The sequence below is a fragment of the Bacillus sp. 7894-2 genome, assembly GCF_002272225.1.
Lineage (GTDB): Bacteria > Bacillota > Bacilli > Bacillales > Cytobacillaceae > Cytobacillus.
Genome location: NZ_NPDG01000021.1, coordinates 13,350 through 33,303, shown reverse-complemented (window position 1 = coordinate 33,303; position 19,954 = coordinate 13,350). Strand labels below are relative to the sequence as shown.

At 45.6% G+C, this 19,954-nt stretch carries 22 protein-coding genes; 10 read left to right on the top strand and 12 right to left on the bottom strand.

The window, feature by feature from the left end:
- Positions 1 to 28: 28 nt before the first annotated feature.
- Complete coding sequence (locus CHI10_RS04735; RefSeq protein ID WP_095243178.1) at positions 29 to 304, bottom strand: YwdI family protein; 276 nt, start codon at positions 302 to 304, stop codon at positions 29 to 31.
- 361 nt (positions 305 to 665) lie between these two features.
- On the bottom strand, positions 666 to 1,343 hold the full coding sequence (locus tag CHI10_RS04725; RefSeq protein ID WP_095243177.1) for a uracil-DNA glycosylase: 678 nt from the start codon (positions 1,341 to 1,343) through the stop codon (positions 666 to 668).
- Between the two features lie 183 nt (positions 1,344 to 1,526).
- Between CHI10_RS04725 and CHI10_RS04720 the strand changes: the two genes are divergently transcribed.
- Positions 1,527 to 1,856, top strand: coding sequence for a YflT domain-containing protein (locus CHI10_RS04720; protein ID WP_048009468.1), 330 nt, complete (start codon positions 1,527 to 1,529; stop codon positions 1,854 to 1,856).
- Positions 1,857 to 1,964: 108 nt separating this feature from the next.
- Here CHI10_RS04720 and CHI10_RS04715 read toward each other — a convergent pair whose 3' ends face one another.
- The 5 genes from CHI10_RS04715 to mobA all read right to left on the bottom strand — a co-directional run bounded on the left by CHI10_RS04715 (position 1,965) and on the right by mobA (position 4,901).
- Positions 1,965 to 2,363 carry a hypothetical protein gene (locus CHI10_RS04715; RefSeq protein WP_095243176.1) on the bottom strand — a complete coding sequence of 133 codons (399 nt, stop codon included), beginning with the start codon at positions 2,361 to 2,363 and terminating at the stop codon, positions 1,965 to 1,967.
- Between the two features lie 107 nt (positions 2,364 to 2,470).
- Positions 2,471 to 3,490 carry a thiazole biosynthesis adenylyltransferase ThiF gene (locus CHI10_RS04710; protein WP_095243175.1) on the bottom strand — a complete coding sequence of 340 codons (1,020 nt, stop codon included), beginning with the start codon at positions 3,488 to 3,490 and terminating at the stop codon, positions 2,471 to 2,473.
- 22 nt (positions 3,491 to 3,512) lie between these two features.
- The gene (gene moaD, locus CHI10_RS04705; protein WP_048009471.1) at positions 3,513 to 3,743 is read right to left on the bottom strand and encodes a molybdopterin converting factor subunit 1; all 231 of its coding nucleotides are present in this window, start codon (positions 3,741 to 3,743) and stop codon (positions 3,513 to 3,515) included.
- On the bottom strand, positions 3,736 to 4,200 hold the full coding sequence (locus tag CHI10_RS04700) for a molybdenum cofactor biosynthesis protein MoaE (protein ID WP_095243174.1): 465 nt from the start codon (positions 4,198 to 4,200) through the stop codon (positions 3,736 to 3,738). The genes moaD and CHI10_RS04700 overlap by 8 nt, the downstream gene beginning before the upstream one ends.
- A gap of 89 nt (positions 4,201 to 4,289) precedes the next feature.
- The gene (gene mobA, locus CHI10_RS04695) at positions 4,290 to 4,901 is read right to left on the bottom strand and encodes a molybdenum cofactor guanylyltransferase (RefSeq protein ID WP_095243173.1); all 612 of its coding nucleotides are present in this window, start codon (positions 4,899 to 4,901) and stop codon (positions 4,290 to 4,292) included.
- Positions 4,902 to 5,178: 277 nt separating this feature from the next.
- Between mobA and CHI10_RS04690 the strand changes: the two genes are divergently transcribed.
- From CHI10_RS04690 to bshB2, 4 genes are all read left to right on the top strand, one after another.
- Entirely contained in the window at positions 5,179 to 7,077 is a 1,899-nt protein-coding gene (locus CHI10_RS04690; protein ID WP_095243172.1) for an N-acetylmuramoyl-L-alanine amidase, read from the top strand.
- 190 nt (positions 7,078 to 7,267) lie between these two features.
- On the top strand, positions 7,268 to 8,095 hold the full coding sequence (gene pdxK, locus CHI10_RS04685; protein ID WP_095243171.1) for a pyridoxine/pyridoxal/pyridoxamine kinase: 828 nt from the start codon (positions 7,268 to 7,270) through the stop codon (positions 8,093 to 8,095).
- A 176-nt stretch (positions 8,096 to 8,271) separates the two neighbouring features.
- Positions 8,272 to 8,619 carry a YojF family protein gene (locus CHI10_RS04680; RefSeq protein WP_076257016.1) on the top strand — a complete coding sequence of 116 codons (348 nt, stop codon included), beginning with the start codon at positions 8,272 to 8,274 and terminating at the stop codon, positions 8,617 to 8,619.
- A gap of 31 nt (positions 8,620 to 8,650) precedes the next feature.
- Entirely contained in the window at positions 8,651 to 9,316 is a 666-nt protein-coding gene (gene bshB2, locus CHI10_RS04675; RefSeq protein WP_179288954.1) for a bacillithiol biosynthesis deacetylase BshB2, read from the top strand.
- A gap of 30 nt (positions 9,317 to 9,346) precedes the next feature.
- Here the strand turns inward: bshB2 and CHI10_RS04670 are convergent, their stop codons facing one another.
- Both CHI10_RS04670 and CHI10_RS04665 read right to left on the bottom strand, forming a co-directional pair.
- Positions 9,347 to 9,781 carry an SRPBCC family protein gene (locus CHI10_RS04670; protein WP_095243169.1) on the bottom strand — a complete coding sequence of 145 codons (435 nt, stop codon included), beginning with the start codon at positions 9,779 to 9,781 and terminating at the stop codon, positions 9,347 to 9,349.
- Positions 9,782 to 9,855: 74 nt separating this feature from the next.
- Positions 9,856 to 10,578 (bottom strand): Crp/Fnr family transcriptional regulator, encoded by a 723-nt coding sequence (locus CHI10_RS04665; protein ID WP_095243168.1) that lies wholly within the window; start codon positions 10,576 to 10,578, stop codon positions 9,856 to 9,858.
- Positions 10,579 to 10,773: 195 nt separating this feature from the next.
- Between CHI10_RS04665 and CHI10_RS04660 the strand changes: the two genes are divergently transcribed.
- The 3 genes from CHI10_RS04660 (at position 10,774) to CHI10_RS04650 (ending at position 13,242) form a co-directional block, all read left to right on the top strand.
- Positions 10,774 to 11,493 carry an ABC transporter ATP-binding protein gene (locus tag CHI10_RS04660; RefSeq protein ID WP_095243167.1) on the top strand — a complete coding sequence of 240 codons (720 nt, stop codon included), beginning with the start codon at positions 10,774 to 10,776 and terminating at the stop codon, positions 11,491 to 11,493.
- 1 nt (position 11,494) lies between these two features.
- Positions 11,495 to 12,523, top strand: coding sequence for an ABC transporter permease (locus CHI10_RS04655; protein ID WP_095243166.1), 1,029 nt, complete (start codon positions 11,495 to 11,497; stop codon positions 12,521 to 12,523).
- A gap of 68 nt (positions 12,524 to 12,591) precedes the next feature.
- On the top strand, positions 12,592 to 13,242 hold the full coding sequence (locus CHI10_RS04650; protein ID WP_095243165.1) for a TetR/AcrR family transcriptional regulator: 651 nt from the start codon (positions 12,592 to 12,594) through the stop codon (positions 13,240 to 13,242).
- A 25-nt stretch (positions 13,243 to 13,267) separates the two neighbouring features.
- On the opposite strand, the gene CHI10_RS04645 is transcribed toward CHI10_RS04650, so the two are convergent.
- The 3 genes from CHI10_RS04645 to CHI10_RS04635 form a co-directional block, all read right to left on the bottom strand.
- Positions 13,268 to 14,353 (bottom strand): PQQ-dependent sugar dehydrogenase, encoded by a 1,086-nt coding sequence (locus CHI10_RS04645; RefSeq protein ID WP_095243164.1) that lies wholly within the window; start codon positions 14,351 to 14,353, stop codon positions 13,268 to 13,270.
- 24 nt (positions 14,354 to 14,377) lie between these two features.
- Entirely contained in the window at positions 14,378 to 15,235 is an 858-nt protein-coding gene (locus tag CHI10_RS04640; RefSeq protein WP_095243163.1) for an HAD family hydrolase, read from the bottom strand.
- 91 nt (positions 15,236 to 15,326) lie between these two features.
- Positions 15,327 to 15,989 (bottom strand): DNA alkylation repair protein, encoded by a 663-nt coding sequence (locus CHI10_RS04635; RefSeq protein ID WP_095243162.1) that lies wholly within the window; start codon positions 15,987 to 15,989, stop codon positions 15,327 to 15,329.
- A gap of 205 nt (positions 15,990 to 16,194) precedes the next feature.
- On the opposite strand from CHI10_RS04635, the gene CHI10_RS04630 reads away from it, so the two are divergent.
- Positions 16,195 to 17,709, top strand: a complete 1,515-nt coding sequence (locus CHI10_RS04630) for a BCCT family transporter (RefSeq protein ID WP_286137180.1) — start codon at positions 16,195 to 16,197, stop codon at positions 17,707 to 17,709.
- A 900-nt stretch (positions 17,710 to 18,609) separates the two neighbouring features.
- The gene (locus CHI10_RS04620; protein ID WP_095243159.1) at positions 18,610 to 19,929 is read left to right on the top strand and encodes a short-chain fatty acid transporter; all 1,320 of its coding nucleotides are present in this window, start codon (positions 18,610 to 18,612) and stop codon (positions 19,927 to 19,929) included.
- Positions 19,930 to 19,954: the final 25 nt, after the last annotated feature.

Genomic DNA, 19,954 nt, shown 5'->3' with positions numbered 1-19,954 from the left:
AGCAAAAAACTTTGCGAAAACAGCCTTATTAAAAATCGAACAATGAATCGCCGTTCGCCTCATCATCCATCTGCATTTTCTTTGGCTGCAGATTCGCCGGCTGAGCTGCTGGCGGCGCATTGTATGTATGGCTAATAGTCGAAACAGCAGCCGCACTTCCTGCATCCGACTCATCCAAAACCAGCTCGCATAACGACTTGATCGCCTGCACTCTTTCTCTGATTCTGGCGTCGGAAGAGCTGCTTTTCGCTTCCAGCAATTCCTTTTCCATCTTTCCTAATAGCTTCTGAACAGAGATATTCAACCTCTACACCTCTTTCTATAAAAAAGCAATGCTTGTCTATCCCCCGCATTCCGGGAGGGAAACTGCCTGCCTAAAAACGGCCAGAATGACCGGCATATAAAGTTTATCAGGTTTTCTTTTCAAAACGCAAACAGGGATGGCCGGATGCCCGGAAAACTTCGAGAGAGGGCAGCTGCCTTGTTTTAAACTGAAACGCCCTGCAGCCTTTTGGATGGTTCCGATCCCAGGTCACATAGAAATATTTACACTTAAAACAATCGATTTTCTGTGAACTCATTTCATTTCTCCTTTATGCACAGAGCATATTTCGAGCACTTCCTGCAAAAAACGGTATGTTTCACGTGAAACATGGCGAAACGAATCAGAGATTAGGAATCTGCCAGTCAATCGGCTCCTCTCCAAGCTTCTTTAAGATCTCATTCGTCTTTGAAAATGGCCTGCTCCCAAAAAAACCTTTTCTGGCCGAAAACGGGCTGGGATGAGGAGATTTTATGATAAAGTGTCTGGAAGCATCAATCAGCACTTCTTTTTCCTGTGCCGGTTTTCCCCATAAGATAAAAACAATGGGCTGTCCCCGCTCATTCAATTTTTGGATAACCGTGTCGGTGAACGTTTCCCATCCTTGCCCCTTATGCGAATGCGCCTGCCCTTTGCGGACGGTCAGAACGGTATTCAGGAGCAGTACCCCTTCCTGAGCCCATTTTATTAAATAGCCATTATCTGGCACATTGAAGCCCAGATCCTCCTGCATTTCCTTGAATATATTTTTCAGTGAAGGAGGCAGCTTTACATCAGGCTGAACCGAAAAGCTTAATCCATGTGCCTGCCCCGGTCCATGATAAGGATCCTGCCCCAATATCACTGCCTTTACATCTTTATAAGCCGTATATTGGAGTGCATTGAAAATATCCTCCTGCTTCGGGTAAATGGTCTGCTCCTCATATTCTTTTTTCAAAAATTCACGAAGATGAAGATAATAGGGCTTCCCGAATTCCTCTGCCAAAATTTCCTGCCAGTCATTTCTTAAGATACGCTTCATTTGCCAGCTCTCCCTCCTCTTATTTGAACTGTTATTCTCATACCCATTGGCTATCATGCCATAATCTAGCATTCTTGCATACATGTTTAAAAAATCTCTGAGCGGATATGTAATATATAGAACGGGCAGGAAGAGCTGCCCTGAAAAATAAATCTGCTAAATCTTTTAAGGAGGATGTTATATATGTATAAAATCGAAGTTGTCGAAAATGGTGTACAAGCTACTGATGCGATTGGAATGCTGCAAAGCCAGGGATTCAATAAGGACAACATCTATATTTTCGCACATGACAAGGATCGCTCCGAGCACCTTTCTGATGCGACAGATACAGGCGAAGTCGGCATGAAGGAACAGGGCTTATTCGACTCTGTCGGAAATGTCTTCAAAAAGCGCGGAGATGAGCTTCGTTCAAAATTTGAATCTGTTGGGTTAACAACAGTAGAAGCAGAACAATATGAAAAAGTATTGGATGAAGGCAAGTTAGTTATTGTGGGTACAGATGAAGCAAAATAATTAGAAAAGCGGCGGCGCCTTGCTCACCCCCCACCTCGGGGGTCGGCGCTGTAGCAAGACAGTAATATAAAAAAAGCGATGATTTTTTTCATCGCTTTTTTTGTGCCGTTAAAACATCCAAACCCATAACCCTATAGGCAGAATCGGGTACAGTGCATACCACCATACTCTGGTTATATTGACTTTTGACAATAGGAAAAATACGAGTTCAGGCAATACAATCAACCCTGCCTGAATCCAGATAAACGTATAAAAATGCTCCGGCGCTATCATGCCGTTTCCTGTCGCCCAATCTCCGCTATTGAATAAAAAGTAGAAGAAGTTCAGGAACGGGAGAATGATAGCGAAAAGAATCCGGCTGATATGGACGATCAGATCGGCAGGACGCTTGTTTTTATACAATGGCGTAACCGGCATGATAAAACTGTATAGAATCATAACGAACCCAATAAAATTAATCAGCAGCTGATCAAATAAATACCCGATAAAATACATAAATGTAATCATTGGTAACCTCTTCTGCCCTTTTGTCTTTATTTTACAGAAAAGGCAGAGGGTTATATATGATCAATAAGCACTAGTTTTGGTTCAACCTCACTGATTGAAGCTTCACCTTATCCCATAATCCGCTGGTAAATGGACTTCGCCTGCGCTAAATCCTTTGTGCCATGGATCAGGGCGCGTCCGTCTTTAAAAAGGACCATCCGCTGCTCCTCCATCTCGACGGAAAGCAGATATGGATTGCCTTTTACCTGATAGCCGAGTGATTTCAGCTGCCGGGCGATTTCCGTGAACTCGATTTCCAGTTCTTTCGGAGGGCGGATCTGAACGGTGTCCCTTCCACAGAGAACGGTGGATTTCATCATGTTTTCCGCCTGCAGATAAGGATAAGTTCGTTCTTTTCCGCAGGATAAGCAGCCTTCATCCTTCGCTTTTGACACCTTCATGCTTGTGTACTGGTTTCGCCATAAATCAAAACTGACCATGGCGGTCCGGACTGCTTCCCAGTCCTCAGCCAGAATTTTCAGTGCTTCTGCCGCCTGATGGGCGACGACCATTTGTACAGCAGGCGCAATGATCCCGCCGGTGTCACAGGTCATCCCCTGGATCGGGATTTTTTTCAGTAAGCAATTCATGCATGGCGTTTTCCCCGGAAGGATGGTCATGCTCATGCCAAAGCTGCCGACACAGGCTCCATAGATCCACGGAATAGAATATTTCTGAGAGATATCATTAATAGCCATTCTGGTTTCAAAGTTGTCAGTTGAATCGAGAATCAGATCGACCCCTTCAGCAAGCTCTTCCAGCTTCTCCGGAGTAGCATCACCAATAATCGAGCGGATCTCAACCTCGCTATTAATCTGTTTAAGCCGTTTTTCTGCAGCAGCCGCTTTCGGCATTTTTTCCGCGGCATCGCTTTCTGCAAAAAGCTGCTGGCGCTGCAGATTGCTTTCCTCGACATAATCGCGGTCAATAATCGTCAGTTTGCCGGCCCCGGAACGCGCCATCAATTCCGCATTTCCAGAACCAAGTGCGCCGGCGCCGATGATCAGCACATGCTTAGAGCGGATTTTTTCCTGCCCCTCTTTTCCAATTGGCGCAAACAGGGTCTGGCGTGAATACCTTTCAGACAATAGGGTCACTCCTCTCTATGCATCACCCGCCGCTGACTGGAGGGATAAACGCAACCGTATCTCCGTTCTGAATGACTTCTTCATCTGAAGCAAATTCTTCATTCACCGCTGCCATGACTGAATCAAGCTTCAGCCCGAATTCTTCCTCAAGCAGCTGTTTCAGCTCAGCGATGGTTTTGCCGCTGACATCCCTTGTTACAGACTCTTCTCCAACACGGTCCCGCAAATGAGCAAAAAACATAATTTTATTCATTTAAATCCTCCGCCTCCGGTTTCCCTTTTGGATATGCTACTGTTTCCAGCTGATTGCCGATCCACTCTTCGCCGTCTTCCCAATGTTCCTTCTTCCAGATCGGCACAATTTCTTTAATTCTTTCAATCGCATAGCGGTTTGCTTCGTAAGCATCGGCACGGTGTGGAGTAGAAACGGCAATGACCACCGCTACATCGGTAATATCCAGCTTGCCTGTGCGGTGGGTAATCGCCACTTCTGCCCCGTTCCAGCGTTCTTTTATCTCGGTTCCAATCTGCTCCAGTTTTTTCACAGCCATGGCTTCGTATGCTTCATAGATTAAGTACAGTGTTTTTTTGCCGTGAGTCAGCTCGCGGACGGTTCCGATGAAGGTCGTAATCGCTCCTGCTTCCCGCTGCACCACTTTATCGATCACACTTTGAATATCGATTGGTTCTTTTGAAATCTCAAAATTCATGGAATCACCTCATTTATAGAAAAAAACTCTTCTAGCCTTATTTGTTTCATTTTGACATATCCTGTGCCGGAAGTGAAATGGCTGATTGTTTAATTTGATTTTCCTTCCTCTTCAGCTGCCATTTTTAGTGCCTGCCGATACTCATCCGGATGATTCATATTAAAAAAATAGGCATCCCTGGCTAGAAAACCTCTCTTCTTCAGTTCTTCATCTCTTAATATGGCAGTGTCTATTTCATTTAAAAATTCACGGATTCTTAATTGATTATTCATCAAAGCTTGTTCAGCGGCTTCTTTAGCATCTTTTCGGTAAGCTGCAAACAGAGGATGAAGGCGGCCTTCCATTTCCGGTACAGCGGCCTGACGGCTGTTTAATTCTTCTAGAAGAATTCTTCCTAAATCCACAGATAGGAAAGGCATATCACAGGCAACAATCAGATTTTTTTGGGTTGATGACGCTGACAGCCCTGCTTGAATTCCTGCAAGCGGACCTTTTTCTATCCATTTGTCACTGACTATCGGAAGCCCAAGAAACCGGTATTCATCCTGTTTATTCGCAACGATGATCACCTGGGATGTATAAGAAGCCAATGAATCTGCGATGCGTTCAATCACTGTTTTTCCCTGTATTTTTAGCAGAGCCTTATTCTCCCCCATACGGCTCGAATGCCCTCCTGCCAAAATAATGCCTGTTGTACTCATATTCTTCACCTGACTTTGTGTGATGTGGAACAGCGCCATTCTATCCTTATCGTTTTATTTTACCATCTAATCCAAAGTGTTTCTTTGATAAAGGCCTGCTGGTTGTGCGGATCGCTTTGGATCCCTCCTACTTTCTTCTTATCTCTATTCTGCTACCAATTACCTTTTTTTAGAAAAACCTATAAACCGATGGAATCATTTGACATGTTTTGTGCAGGTATAACCCTTCAGCTATTAGAAAGAACTCCCTATATTTCTATATACGGGAGGGAATACATTGAGATTTAAAAAGCTATCATCAGCCATTTTAACGTTCTCCTTAACCGCAAGCCTCTTGGCTATCCCCGCTGACTTTACACCAAGCGCAACTTCCGCAGCATCAACAGAAAACAGCATTGAATCGCACCACTTGCAAAAGGCATTTGAAAAAGCGGCGAAGGAATTTGGAGTACCTGAATCTGTCCTTCTCGCCGTCGCTTATAACCAGTCACGCTGGGAGCACCATGAAGGCCATAGTGAGGTCGGAGGCTATGGCCTTATGAATCTTGCAGACTTGCCAGCCGACATGAGCGCCAGGGGCAAGCATGACGACGGAATCATTGAAACTTCAGATAATGAGAATAGCATGCTTAAAACAGCCGCAAACCTTCTAAATGAAGATCCGGAAGCCTTAAAAAAAGACCCTGAACAAAATATCCGGGGCGGGGCAGCTCTTTTAGCAGAGTTTGCACGCCAAACGACAGGGGAACTTCCTTCCGATGAAGCAGACTGGTACGGTGCCGTCGTTAAATACAGCGGAACAGATCAGGAAGTCATTGCTAAGGACTTTGCAGATCAAGTCTTTGAGACCATTCAGCAAGGTGCTGCCAGAAAAAACCTTGATGGACAAAGAGTCGTATTAAACGCCAAGGAAATTACACCAAATAAGACTACAGCTGGCACTATCCCTCTTCGCAACACCAAATACACAAATACCGACTGTCCCAATGGCCTTGATTGCACTTTCATTCCTGCTGCTTATAAGCAATTTTCGAGCAGCACAAGTAATTACGGCAACTACGATATCGCCAATCGGCCAAAGGACGATTTAGATATTCGCTATATTATTATTCATGATATTGAGGGCACGGCTGAATCCGCCATCAGCCACTTCCAGAATCCGTCCTACGTTAGTGCACACTATGTCATAGATTCAGAGACCGGAAAAATCACCCAGATGGTACGTCCTGAAGATGTGCCATGGCATGCAGGAAACTGGTATTTTAATATGCATTCGATCGGATTGGAGCATGAAGGGTATGCTGCAGAAGGCGCAGACTGGTACAGTGAGCAAATGTACCGCTCTACTGCAAAACTTGTAAGATACCTTTCAGACCGATTTAACATTCCTTTGGACAGACAGCACATTATCGGCCATGATGAGATACCTGGCTTAACAGCAGCAAAACACAGGAGCATGCACTGGGATCCGGGCGCTTATTGGGATTGGGGACACTTTTTCGACCTTCTTGGAGCTTCCATTAATCCAAGCAGCGGAGACAAAGACAGTAATATCGTCACAATCCGCCCAAATTTCAATACAAATCAGCCAGACTTTACGTACAGAGGAATTAAACAGGAACCTGAGTCTTCAAGCCTGATTCATTTATACAGCGAACCTGGCTTTGAGGCGCCATTGGTCAGTGATCCCCTGCTTCATCCCGGCGGCACCAGCACAAAAAATATTAATGACTGGGGCAATAAAGCTGCGATTGGACAGAGTTTCTTTAAAGCCGGGCAGGAAGGCGATTGGACAGCTATTTACTACGGTGGCCAAGAAGCCTGGTTCTATAATCCGAACAATAAAAATAGTGTCCCAGGCAGCGGGACCCTCATCACGCCAAAAGAAGGGCTTGATTCCATTCCTGTATATGGTGCTGCCTATCCGGACGACGCAGCTTACGATGAGGCCGGAATTGCAGAATGGGCAAGAGGAAAAGCACAGGTTCTATACCAGATGCCGGCTGGCCAAATCTATACAGCAACAGCACCAATTCAGTCCGATTACTATCATGCAAAGTATTATAATGATCCGGCTACGAATAAGGTTGTAAAAGGAAATGATGAATACTATCAGATTTTTTACAACCATCGTTTAGGATTCGTGAAGAAAAGCGATGTAGAAGTTGTAAATTAAAAGACTGGCCTGGAGTTATTCTTCTTTGAGGAATAGCTCCTTTTTTGTTTCATTGATCTCTTTTGTATTTTTGAAAACAATAGCGGACAACTTAATGCTGAGAAATCATCTAATCGATTCGTTATAGTTTTTCCCTTTTTCACTTATTGTTATAATTAGTAAAAGATATCAGCAAGGAGGAATTAGGCATATGACAATGAAAAAAGTAATGACCATCGCAGGTTCGGATACGAGCGGCGGCGCCGGCATCCAGGCTGATCTTAAGACATTCCAGGAGCTTGGCGTTTACGGAATGACTGCGCTGACTACGATCGTGACGATGGACCCTAAAAATAACTGGAGCCACAACGTGTTCCCGATTTCTACAGATATTCTGGAAACACAGATCGAAACGATTATCTCGACAGGAATCGATGCAATGAAAACAGGCATGCTCGGTTCTGAAGAAGTGATCAAAATTGCCGCAAAGACTATTAAGGAAAACAGCCTGGATCACGTAGTCATCGATCCGGTTATGGTCTGCAAAGGCGAAGATGAGCCGATTCATCCTGAATTGAACGAAGCATTAAGAGATTTGCTTGTCCCGCTTGCAACAGTGGTCACACCAAACCTGTTTGAAGCATGGCAGCTGGCTAAAACCGGTCCGATCAAGACGGTTGAAGACATGAAGGAAGCAGCTGTTAAAATTCATGAACTTGGCGCTAAATATGTATTAATCAAGGGCGGCAGCAAGCTTCAGCACGAAAAAGCCGTCGACCTTCTATATGATGGACAAGAGTTCACTCTTTATGAGAGCGAACGCGTTGAAACGACTTACACTCATGGCGCCGGCTGCACCTACTCTTCTGCCATCACAGCAGAAATTGCAAAAGGCAAGCCTGTCAAAGAAGCCGTTCAAACAGCGAAGGACTTCATTACTGCGGCCATCAACCATGGCTTCCAATTAAATGAATATGTGGGCCCGACCATGCCGGGTGCATACCGCAAATATGGCGCAGGCCGTACTGAATCAGAATAAAAATGAGGGGAACAGAGTCCGGATGGGCTCTGTTCTTTTGGCTATGGGCGGTTTAGCAGATAAAAATAAATTCCCGCGATATTAATTTAGCGGTCCACGATGAGATTACTTTTTCGCTTTTCATTCCCTTTTTTAGTAAGATAAACAGAAAGATAATATGAAAGGGGGACTATTAAATGGAACCAGCAGTAATGGAACATGTGCAAAAAGAGATCGACCGTCTTGCCGGGAAAGAGGTCTTTATTCATCTGGAAACAACAAACGGGGCATACGCTTCCCATTTTGATGAAACCTTCTTTTCTTCAGGCGCCTATATCCGCAATGCCCAATTGGTTTATGAACATGGAAAGGTCACCGGCAAGGGCCCTTACCGGGTTGGATTGAAAATGAATTTTGGCTGGGTGTATGCTGAAGGAATTACCCACTTTGAAGTGGATGAAGAGAACAGGCTCCTTTTAGCCGGCCATGATTTCAGCGGCAAGCTGGCAGTCGCCCTGCAAATTAGTGAAACTCCTTTTGAATAAGAGGACATGAAAGGAAAGGAGCACGACCATGATGGAAAAGGAAAGACATGTACTCGTCATCTTCCCTCATCCGGATGATGAAGCATTTGGCGTATCAGGAACGATTTCCTTACATATCGATAATGGCACACCCGTCACCTACGCATGCCTGACGCTTGGAGAAATGGGACGCAATATGGGAAATCCCCCGTTTGCCACACGAGAAACCCTTCCGAAAATCCGCAAAGAAGAGCTGGAGGAAGCAGCAAGGGTTTTGGGCATTCAGGATCTAAGGATGCTTGGGTACCGGGATAAAACCGTCGAATTTGAAGATGAGGAAATGCTCGCGAACAGGCTCGGAGCCATTATCGGCGAGACGAACCCTTCCCTTGTCATCACGTTCTACCCGGGGTATGCTGTGCACCCGGACCATGACGCGACAGGAGCTGCTGTCATCCGTGCGGTAAAAGACCTGCCTGCTGACAAGCGTCCGAAGGTTCACTGTGTCGCCTTCTCCAATAACTGTGAGGAAGAAATCGGCCAGGCTGATGTGGTCAATGATGTAAGTGCGGTTATCGACCGGAAAATCGCCGCCATTAAGGCGCATGCCTCCCAGACACAGCTGATGGCAGCGAACATGGAAGAAAGCATCAAAAATCAGGATCCGGAAGTACTGGCAAGAATGTATAAAGAGCGCTTTTGGACTTATAAAATATAGAGAAAAGGGAGCCTTCCGCTCCCTTTTCTGCTACTTCTCCATCATTTCCTTCAAATACTGAAGCTGGCTTCCGTCTTCCTGCTTCACAATATTCACGATAAAACGCTTCGTCAATCTGGCCACAATCCCGCTGGTTTTGACGGTTGCTTCCATCTCCACCTGGGTTCCTTCTTCTATTTCATGAAAATCATATTTATATTCGGTGATCAGTCCATTGGCATTGCTGCGGGTGGTATAGGTTCTGTCCTGTTCAAAATCAATGATTTCAACTTCTGCGCTGATCTTTTTCCCTCTGACCATGCGTGTTTCCACAAACTTTGTTCCTTTTCCGGTCTCACCCTCGGTCTGTTTTTCCACTTTCACAACAAACGGCATAAGTTCAGAGACATTTTCCATCTTAATCATATAATCAAATACGTCATGTACAGGTTTTTTGATAATCTCACTCGAACGAAAATCAGCCATGCTTTGCACCTCAGAGTCATAAGTCTATGACTCTATTATATAACAAAAAAGCAGGCTGGAGTAAAGACGGTCCCCTACAGCTTCTGGCGGTAAAGGGAGCAAAATTTGCACCAGTCCACAATAACGATTTTCCTGCCTGTAATTTCGATGATGCCTTCTTTTTTCAGCCTGGAAAAAACACGGCTGACACTTTCCCGGGACGTTCCAACAAGGGTGGAGAATTCCTGGACGGTTATCGGAAGCTCAAGGTGCATCCGGTTGCAGTAGTTGGCGCCGAACTTTTCCGCAAGTCTTTCCAAAGTCCGGACAGTCTTCGTATACACATCAAGCAGCGCAATATCCCTCATAATCGAGGTCATATCACGTAGAGATTCACTCATAAAGCGGATAATCTGTACGGCCATTTCCGGCGAATACAGAAGCTCCTGCTCTAGTTCATCGGTCTTCAGAAAATAGATTTCACCATCCTGCACCATGGTACCTGTCGCAGGATACGTATGGCCCTCCTGATTAAAGAGGTTGGCTTCAGCAAATATTTCGCCCTTTTTCTTAATGCAGACAATCAGCTCATTTCCATGTTCATCCTGCTTGGTCAGCTTCACAATGCCGGAGTGCACAAAGTAAACTCCCTGGGCAATCTCATATTCAGACATAATTCTTTCGCCTTTTAAATAAGCTTTCTTAATAATTCGATTATCGATCCGCTCTAGAGATTCAATGGGGAGCTCTTTAAAAATCTCAATCTTGCCTAAAAATTCGTTGATTAACGGCCTATGATCCTGCTTTTCATATTCCATTCCCATCCCCCGCTTTTACCATTCTTAAGAAGTATTTTAGCTGAGACCCGCTTGTGAAGAAGTGACTTAACTCACAAAACGATCATCTTAAGCAGAATATTAACCGAAATGAGTGATTACTCACTTTACAAACAGGCGGTGGTTCATTTACGATGGGAGTGAGTGATTACTCACTTTTGAAAAAGGAGTGAACAAATGAATAATCCAATCGTTTCCATTCAACATGTATCCAAAAATTACGGAAAACATCAGGTTCTAAATGACATCAGCCTTGAGATTTATGAAGGGGAGATTTTCGGCCTGCTCGGTCCATCCGGAGCAGGCAAGACGACGCTTGTTAAACAGCTGGCAGGCCTCGAGGAGCCGGCACAGGGTGAAAATTATATTTTCAGCGAAAAAATGCCCAGGCTGGACCTGATCAAACGAATCGGCTACATGGCCCAATCCGATGCTCTGTACACCGACTTAACAGCAAAGGAAAATCTGGAATTCTTTGCGGCTCTGTACGGTTTAGGCGGCAAAGAAAAAAGGCAGCGGATGAATGAGGTGATGGAATTGGTTTCATTAACAGACCACCTTCATAAAATGGTTTCCGACTATTCAGGAGGTATGAAGAGAAGACTTTCCCTTGCCATTTCCCTTCTGCATAGTCCCGGTCTCCTCATTCTTGATGAACCTACTGTAGGAATTGATCCCGTCCTCAGAAGAAGCATCTGGGAATCGTTTAAACGCCTGAAGGAGAAAGGGACTACCATCCTTGTGACCACTCATGTCATGGATGAAGCAGGAAAGTGCGACAGGCTGGGCATGATCAGAGACGGACAGCTCATTGCAGCAGGGACACCGGAAGAATTAATGCAGCAAGCAGGCGCGGCCAATATAGAAGATGCCTTCCTGGCATATGGGGGTGCCTAACATGAGGATTATGGCTCTGGTTATTCGAATACTGCGCCAGATTGTAAGAGATAAACGGACAATGGCTCTATTGATCCTCGCCCCGATCCTGGTCATGACCATGCTTCATCTTGTGTTTAACGGAGATGAATATACGCCAAAAATCGGCCTCGTGGATCTGCCTGAAAAAATAGAGGCTCAGCTCAACCTGGAACATGCCAAGCTCGAATACTATGAAACAGAGAAGCTCGCGGAAAAGGACTTATCAGACAAGAAGCTGGATGCGTATCTGATGTTTGATCAAACGCCGCCGTCAGTCGTTCTCGAAGGCAGTGACCCAAATATCAACGGGACTGTGATGAGATGGGTTAAGGGTGCATTGAAGCCACTGCAGCCAAATGGCGGGAATCAGGAAGTAAAAACCGATTATTTATTCGGCTCCGGGGACATGGGGCAGTTTGATTATTTCGGGCCGGTTCTGCTTGGATTCTTTATCTTTTTCTTTGTATTCCTGATTGCCGGGGTATCCTTTTTAAGGGAAAGGACCACCGGAACACTCGAACGGCTTTTGACCAGTCCGCTCAGGAAGTGGGAAATTGTTACAGGGTATATTATTGGATTTGGGATTTTCACGATGATCCAGGCAGCCATCATTGCCTGGTACACAATCTATGTGCTTGGCATGATGATGGAAGGCTCTTTTGGCTATGTCCTTCTGATCACATTGCTTCTTTCGCTGACAGCATTGACTCTGGGAATCCTGCTGTCATCGTTTGCCAACAATGAGCTGCAGATGATCCAATTCATTCCCATTATAGTGGTTCCGCAGATCTTTTTCTCGGGGCTGTTCAATCTTGAGACCATTTCAGAGTGGCTCAGCTGGGTCGGCCCTTTCACACCTTTATATTATGCGGCTGAAGCATTACGAAATGTAATGGTGAGAGGCTTTGGATGGGATATGATTTATAAAGATCTGCTGATGCTGCTCGCTTTCTCCCTGCTCTTTATGGTTCTGAATATTGCTGCCCTAAGACGGTACCGGAAAATATAAAATTTCTTTTTATAATTTCATTCCTTTATAATAAAGCTATAGATTTTGCACGTATAAAGGAGCTTACCATGCCAGAGCAGGATTCCATTTTAGAAGAGTTATTTCAGGAAGAAGAAAAGCTTACGGAGAAGCAGAAGAAAATTATCATGGCTGCGATTGAATCGTTTTCTGAAAAGGGCTTTGCCGCCACTTCGACAAGCGAAATCGCCAAGAAGGCAGGAGTAGCCGAAGGAACCATCTTCAGGCACTATAAAACCAAAAAGGATTTGCTGATGGGGATCGTTTCGCCGATGATGGCAAAGCTGATTGCTCCGTTCGTCATTAAAGATTTGTATAAAGTCATCGATCATAAATATGAACATTTTGAAGACTTTTTACGGGCCATGATGGAAAACCGGATCGAGTTCCTTAAAAACAATATGCCTCTTATCAAGATCCTGATTCAGGAAATTCCGTTCCACCCTGAACTCAAGGAACAGTTTAAAGAGCATATCGCCATGAAAGTATTCGATCGTTTTGCCAGTTTGGCTGAATTCTACCAGAAAAAAGGGCAAGTGATTGATATCCCGCCCTATAGTGCCGTCCGAATGACCTTTACGTCGATATTCGGCTTTCTTATCGCGAGGTATTTAATCTTGCCTGAAGCCGACTGGGATGATGAAAAAGAAATCGAGCTGACCATACAATTCATCATGCATGGACTTTCAGCTAAAAACTGAAGCCTGGCACTGCTGCCAGGCTTTTTTATATATCGGAAAGCTGAATTTTATAAAGCTTGTCATCCTTCTCAAGCGGATTGCCGCGTCCGTCTGTATTATTGCTGATAAAATAAAGCACATCCCCTTCAATGAAGACATCGCGGATTCTGCCTAAATTCGACACAACCTTTCTGACATTCTTCGTTTCCAGATCAAACTCCAGAACGGCATTACCTCTTAAGGCGGCGGTGTAAAGCTTGCCTTTATAATAGGCCATCCCGGAAGGAGCCCAGGTTTCGTCATCCCCCGAGGTAAACAGCGGAGATTCCATGCCTTCCTTCTTCTCGTTCCCTTTTATGACGGGCCATCCGTAATTTTTCCCGGGAAGGATCTTATTGATTTCATCATTGGCTGATGGGCCGTGCTCACTTTCATATAAAGTCCCATCCTCAGCCCAGGCAAGCCCCTGCGGATTGCGGTGGCCGTAGCTGTAGACATAAGAGCCGCTGAACGGATTATCCGCTGGTACGCTGCCGTCGGGATTCATTCTTAGGATTTTTCCTCCGAGGGAATTCACGTCCTGGGCAATTTCGGGATCGGTCGCAGCATCGCCTGCCGTTGCATAAAGCTTTCCATCCGGGCCTATTTCAAGCCGGCCGCCATGATGGTACTGCCCGCTTGGAATTTTATCAAGCAAAAGCTTGTCCTCTTTCCAAGTCCCATCCTGAAGCTTGAAGATGACAATCCGGTTAAACTGGCCTGATGTGTTTTCATAGGTGTAATAGGCGTACGCTTCGTTTGATTGTGAAAAATCAGGGGCCAGCACAAAGCCGAGCAAGCCTGCTTCAGAAGCGGTAGAAAGCTTTTTTGCCAGCTCCACTTTCTGGCGTTCTTTCTTTCCGTCCTCGACCTTCACAATGCTTCCCTGTCTTTCCGTCATGTAAAAGGTTTCGCCTGCTTTGGCAATGGACCAGGGAATATCAAGCTCATCTGCTACTATTTCCGGCTCTGAACCGGCAGGAAGGCTGGCCTCCTGATCCTCGATTTGCTTCCCGTTATCATTCTCGCCTGCACTTGAACACCCGGCCAGCAGGCCCAAGACGAGCAGCCCTAAACCTAACACCTGTTTCATCCAGCCTTCAGCCTCCCTTGAAATTTACTTCAGGACTTCCCAGATTGCCTCTGCTACACCGCTTTCTTCATTTGCGGATGTTACCGCATCGCATTGTGCTTTAATGATGTCATCGGCATTTCCCATGGCAACCGATCTTCCTGCGCGTTTGAACATGGACAAATCATTATAATTATCGCCAATGGCCATGGTTTCCAAAAGCGAGATTCCTTTTTCTTTCACAAATGCTTCAAGGGCAATTCCCTTTTGGGCGTTCACACTTGTCAGCTCCAGGTTCTCATCCCCTGAAGAACTTACGGCCATGCCTTCAAGCTTCAGCAGGTCTTCTTTCGCGGAAACGAGAAAATCCGGTTCAAAGGAGAAGGCCAGCAGCTTGTAAATTTGATGCTCGTCACTGTTGAAAAGCTCGTCATAGCTGTTCACTTTATGGACAAGCCCTTTTGTAAAGCGCTCTTGTGCCGCTTTGGTCACTTCATCAATATCCGCTTCCGGATTTCCGCTTAAAAAGATGTCGACAATAATGGACACGCCGCGGTCTTCATCAATGGTATAGGTACCCTGGTTGGTGTAAACCTCGAAATACACATTGTTCCGAACAAGGATATAGGCTGCTTTTTTGGCCAGGTCCTTATCGAGCGGGCTGGAGGATACGACTTTCCCGTCCGAGGCTCTTACTTCTGCCCCATTTACGCAAATAATCGGACAGGAAATTCCGGCTTCATCGAGGACGAAGCTTGCTTCGAAATAGGAGCGCCCGGTCGCGATGACCACTTCAACCCCTTTTTCCTGTGCGGCTTTAATGGCTTCTAAATTTTCAGGCGTAATTTTCTGTGTGGCGGTTAATAGCGTTCCGTCCATATCACTGGCAATACATTTGATCATTTAAGATTCACCTTCTGGCTGTAGTATTTTTCTAAAAAACTTATTTGCCATTCTATCATGTTCTTACGCTTAGTTTAAATAATTGCTCTTCCTAGCCTACATACTTGCTCCCTTCCCTGATGCTCAATTTTGCAAGTGTGTTTGATTCAATAAACCTTTTTACTGACTCGGGATTTGTTTTCGAGTATTCCCTGAGCGCCCAGCCGATGGCTTTTTGGATGAAGAATTCCTTGCTCTCACTGTTTAGAAGGATGTAGCGGTAGAGCAGCTCTTCGTCAGTGCCGTTTTTGTATTTCAGCTGGAATAGGATGGCAGTCCTGCGGAGCCACATGTTTTCGCTGGTCGCCCATCCCTCTATTTTTTCGGGGATGACTTCCGGGTTTTTGGCCGCGATGGCGCCCACTGCGTGGGTGGCCAGCATGTCAACAGTATCCCACCAGGATTTTGTTGTAACCAGTTTTTCTACAAATGCCAGATGGCTTTTGTCCAGTTTCCTGGTGAATTTCCCTATGTAATCGAGGGCGGCAGCCTGATATTCACGCTCCTCCATGGTCCATAAGGCTTCCACAAATGCTGGATTAAACTCCTGCTTCAGCAGGCCTGTCTTATTGAAGTATTCCTTTAACAGGGCTCTTCTTTCAGGTGACTTGATTCCCAGGAAGGGAAAGTGGTTTTTCATATAGTTTTGCATGGGGATCGCTTTTTCTTTGTCCCGGTTTTCTTCAAAAAGCTCAGTTAATAATTGGATATCCATAAGAGCACTCCTTTTTCCATCAAAACGGGTTTATGTCATCGTGTTCAGGGTAAGGTATCAAAGAGATTTGTGCTTTCTCCGTTTTCGGACAGCTTTTCCCCTTCTATTTAATCCCATTTTACCTGCACTTTACAAATCCCAATGAATGATTAGACAGAAAAGAAGGCCAAAATACAAATGTGATTCATATTTAGGGGGGATTTTATTGAATGATAAATCCGGCAGTATAAACAGTGTATTTTGGGTTTCAGCCGTAGTTATAACATTCTTAGTATTACTGGGGGCCCTGGCTCCTGATCTGTTCGCCAGTGGTGCAACAAAAGCTTTCAATTTTACTACATACGCATTTGGCTGGTTTTACTTAATTTCGGTCTTGTTTTTTGTCTTATTCTGTATTTTTTTGGCTGTCAGCAAATATGGCCGCCTCAAGCTTGGGAATGATGAAGATAAAGCAGATTATCCATTTTTCACATGGATCGGGATGTTATTCAGTGCAGGGTTTGGGATTGGATTGGTTTTCTGGGGAATTGCAGAGCCGATGAGCCATTATTTCACTCCGCCAAGGGAAGGCATGGATCCTTTAACAGCTGAAGCCGCCCGCGAGGCGATGGGCTACTCGTTTTTCCACTGGGGAGTCAGCCAATGGTCTGTGTTTACGATCGTGGGACTGGCCATGGGGTATTTCCAATTCAGGAGGAGAGAAAACGGACTGATCTCTACCACTTTAACTCCTTTATTCAGCAAGAAAAAAGATCCTGTCCTGCTGAAAAAGGTCATTGATATCCTGGCCGTTATTGCCACAGTCATGGGGGTTGCGACCTCGCTTGGACTGGGCATTCTGCAGATTAACGGCGGCCTTGACGCAGTATTCGGCATTGAGCAGAGCACTATGACTCAGATTCTGATTATTGCGGTAATGACTTCTTTGTTTCTGCTGTCCTCCTCGACAGGTCTTGATAAAGGAATCAAATACTTGAGCAACATCAATCTCGGACTGGCACTGGCCTTGATGATTTTTGTACTGGTTACCGGCCCGACTGTGTTTATTTTAAATACTTTTACACTTGGAATCGGCGACTATATCTCAAGCTTTATTAAGCTGAGCCTGCGCTTAACCCCCTACAAGGGAGGCACATGGATCCGCGATTGGACAATTTTTTACTGGGCATGGGCCATTGCCTGGTCCCCTTTTGTCGGCGCCTTTATTGCCCGTGTTTCCAGGGGGAGAACGATCCGCGAATTTGTTGTCGGCGTCCTGATCGTTCCTCCGTTCATCGCGCTTGTGTGGATTGCCGTATTTGGCGGTACAGCGCTGCACTTTGATTTATTCGGCGGCACACAGATTGCGGAAGCCGTTAACAATGATGTGACTTCTGCGCTGTTCCAGACCTATAACCATTTGCCTTTCAGCTTTTTGGTTTCAGTGCTGTCCATTCTGCTGATTTTGACATTCTTGATTACATCAGCTGACTCGGCAACGTATATCCTGGGCGTTATGACCGCTAACGGCACCCTGAACCCGCCGCTATTCCCGCGGATTGTCTGGGGCTTGCTAATGGGAGCCATTGCCGCAGTCCTGCTCTTAAGCAGCGGACTCGAAGGCCTGCAGACAGCCTCGCTGGTGTCGGCGCTTCCATTCACCATCATCCTTATTTTCATGTGTATATCGTTATTGAAAATGCTGCGCAGGGAGACAATACCTGTTAAGCGGAAAAAATAATTGGGCAGACCTCTGGTAGGGGGTCTGTTTTTTTGATTTTGTTTGTTGGGGGGTGTTGCGGGGAACTGGCGGCTTGGACACTGTGGCGCGGATTTTTCATTTTGTGTCTGAAGCTGGGCTGGGTTCTGACACTGGAGCGCCGTTTTTCGCTTTTTGTGTCAGAAGTTGAGCTGGGTTCTGACTCTGGTGCGCCCTTTTTCTCTTTTTGTGTCAGAAGTAGAGCTGGGTTCTGACTCTGGTGCGCCGTTTTTCGCTTTTTGTGTCCGAAGTTGATCCCGGTTCTGACTCTAAGCCGCTTATTTTCTTTTTTTGTGTCAGAAGTTGCAACGGGTTCTGACTCTAAGCAACCCTTTTTCTCTTTTTGTGTCAGAAGTTGATCCGGGTTCTGACTCTAAGCAACCCTTTTTCTCTTTTTGTGTCCGAAGTTGATCTGGGTTCTGACTCTAAGCCGCCCTTTTTCTCTTTTTGTGTCCGAGGTTGATCCCGGTTCTGACTCTAAGCCGCTCTTTTTCTCTTTTTGTGTCAGAAGTTGATCCCGGTTCTGACTCTGGAGCGCCCATTTTCGCTTTTTGTGTCCGAAGTTGATCTGGGTTCTGACTCTAAGCCGCTTATTTTCTTTTTTTGTGTCAGAAGTTGCAACGGGTTCTGACTCTAAGCTACCCTTTTTCTCTTTTTGTGTCAGAAGTTGATCCGGGTTCTGACTCTAACACCAGCTTTTCTCTTTCCTGAGTCCGAAGTCTTCCCCGCGATTCAATCTATTAATCTCATTCCACCTTCACAAACTGCCCCACAGCTGCCTGCCCCGCCTTTATACAAGAATTATTTCAGAAAAGAAGGAATAAACTGAATTTTAAAGAAAGTATACTAGGTTCGAGAAAAAATTATTTAGGGGGTTGCAGCATGAGGGTACTGGTATCATTTTTTAACCGCATTATGCAGCGGTATTTGCCGGATCCATTTTTATTTGTCATTATCCTAACTTTTGCGGTTTTTGGATTAGGCTTGATTTTTACAGATAATGGACCTTACCAGATGGTTCAGCATTGGGGAAATGGGTTTTGGGGTCTCCTGACTTTTTCCATGCAGATGGTGCTGGTTTTAGTCACAGGACATGTGCTGGCCAGCAGCAGGCTGTTTAAAAAGGGGTTAGGCGCCCTGGCATCCTTGGCCAAATCACCCGGCCAGGCCATCCTGATTGTGTCATTTGTGTCGATGGTTGCAAGTTTAATTAACTGGGGTTTCGGCCTTGTAATCGGTGCCTTGTTTGCAAAAGAGCTTGCCAAAAAGGTGAAAAATGTGGATTATCGCCTGTTAATTGCAAGCGCTTACGGAGGATTCGTTGTCTGGCACGGGGGAATTTCCGGCTCGATTCCATTAACCATTGCTACGCCGGGCCACTTTTCTGAAGATATGATTGGCGTCATTTCTACTGACCAGACGATTTTCGCCGGCTTCAATATTTTTATTGTTGTCGCCCTATTATTGGTTCTGCCGTTTGTAAACCGCTTTATGATGCCATCGAAAGAGGAAACGATCGTGGTTGATCCTGCCCTTCTTCAAGAAGACATCCAGGCAGCTGCACTCGAAAAAGAGGCGATGACACCTGCTGAACGCCTGGAAAACAGCCGCATCATTTCCTTGCTTGCGGGGGTTCTTGGACTTGCGTTCTTATTTTATTATTTCGCATCAAATGGCTTTACTCTGAATCTTGATATCGTGAACTTCCTGTTCCTGTTCCTGGGGATTCTTTTCCACGGCACGCCAAAACAGTTCCTCGAAGCGGTCCTGAATGCGGTAAAAGGAGCCAGCGGAATCATTATTCAGTTCCCGTTTTATGCCGGAATCATGGGCATGATGACTGCCTCAGGACTGGCGGCGGTGATGTCCGAAGCGTTTGTCAGCATTTCAAATGATTACACGTTCCATTTCTTCACGTTTTTAAGCGCGGGGCTTGTGAACTTCTTCGTTCCTTCAGGCGGAGGACAGTGGGCTGTTCAGGCTCCGATTATGCTTGAAGCGGCTCAGTCAATGGGAGCTTCCATACCTAAGACAGCCATGGCGGTCGCATGGGGTGATGCCTGGACCAACTTGATCCAGCCTTTCTGGGCGCTGCCGGCACTCGCCATTGCGGGGTTAAAGGCGAAAGACATCATGGGATTCTGCGTGCTGACTCTCCTGGTCAGCGGCGTGATCATTTCCATGGGATTCTTATTTTTCTAAAACGAAAAGAGCATGGCACCCGCCA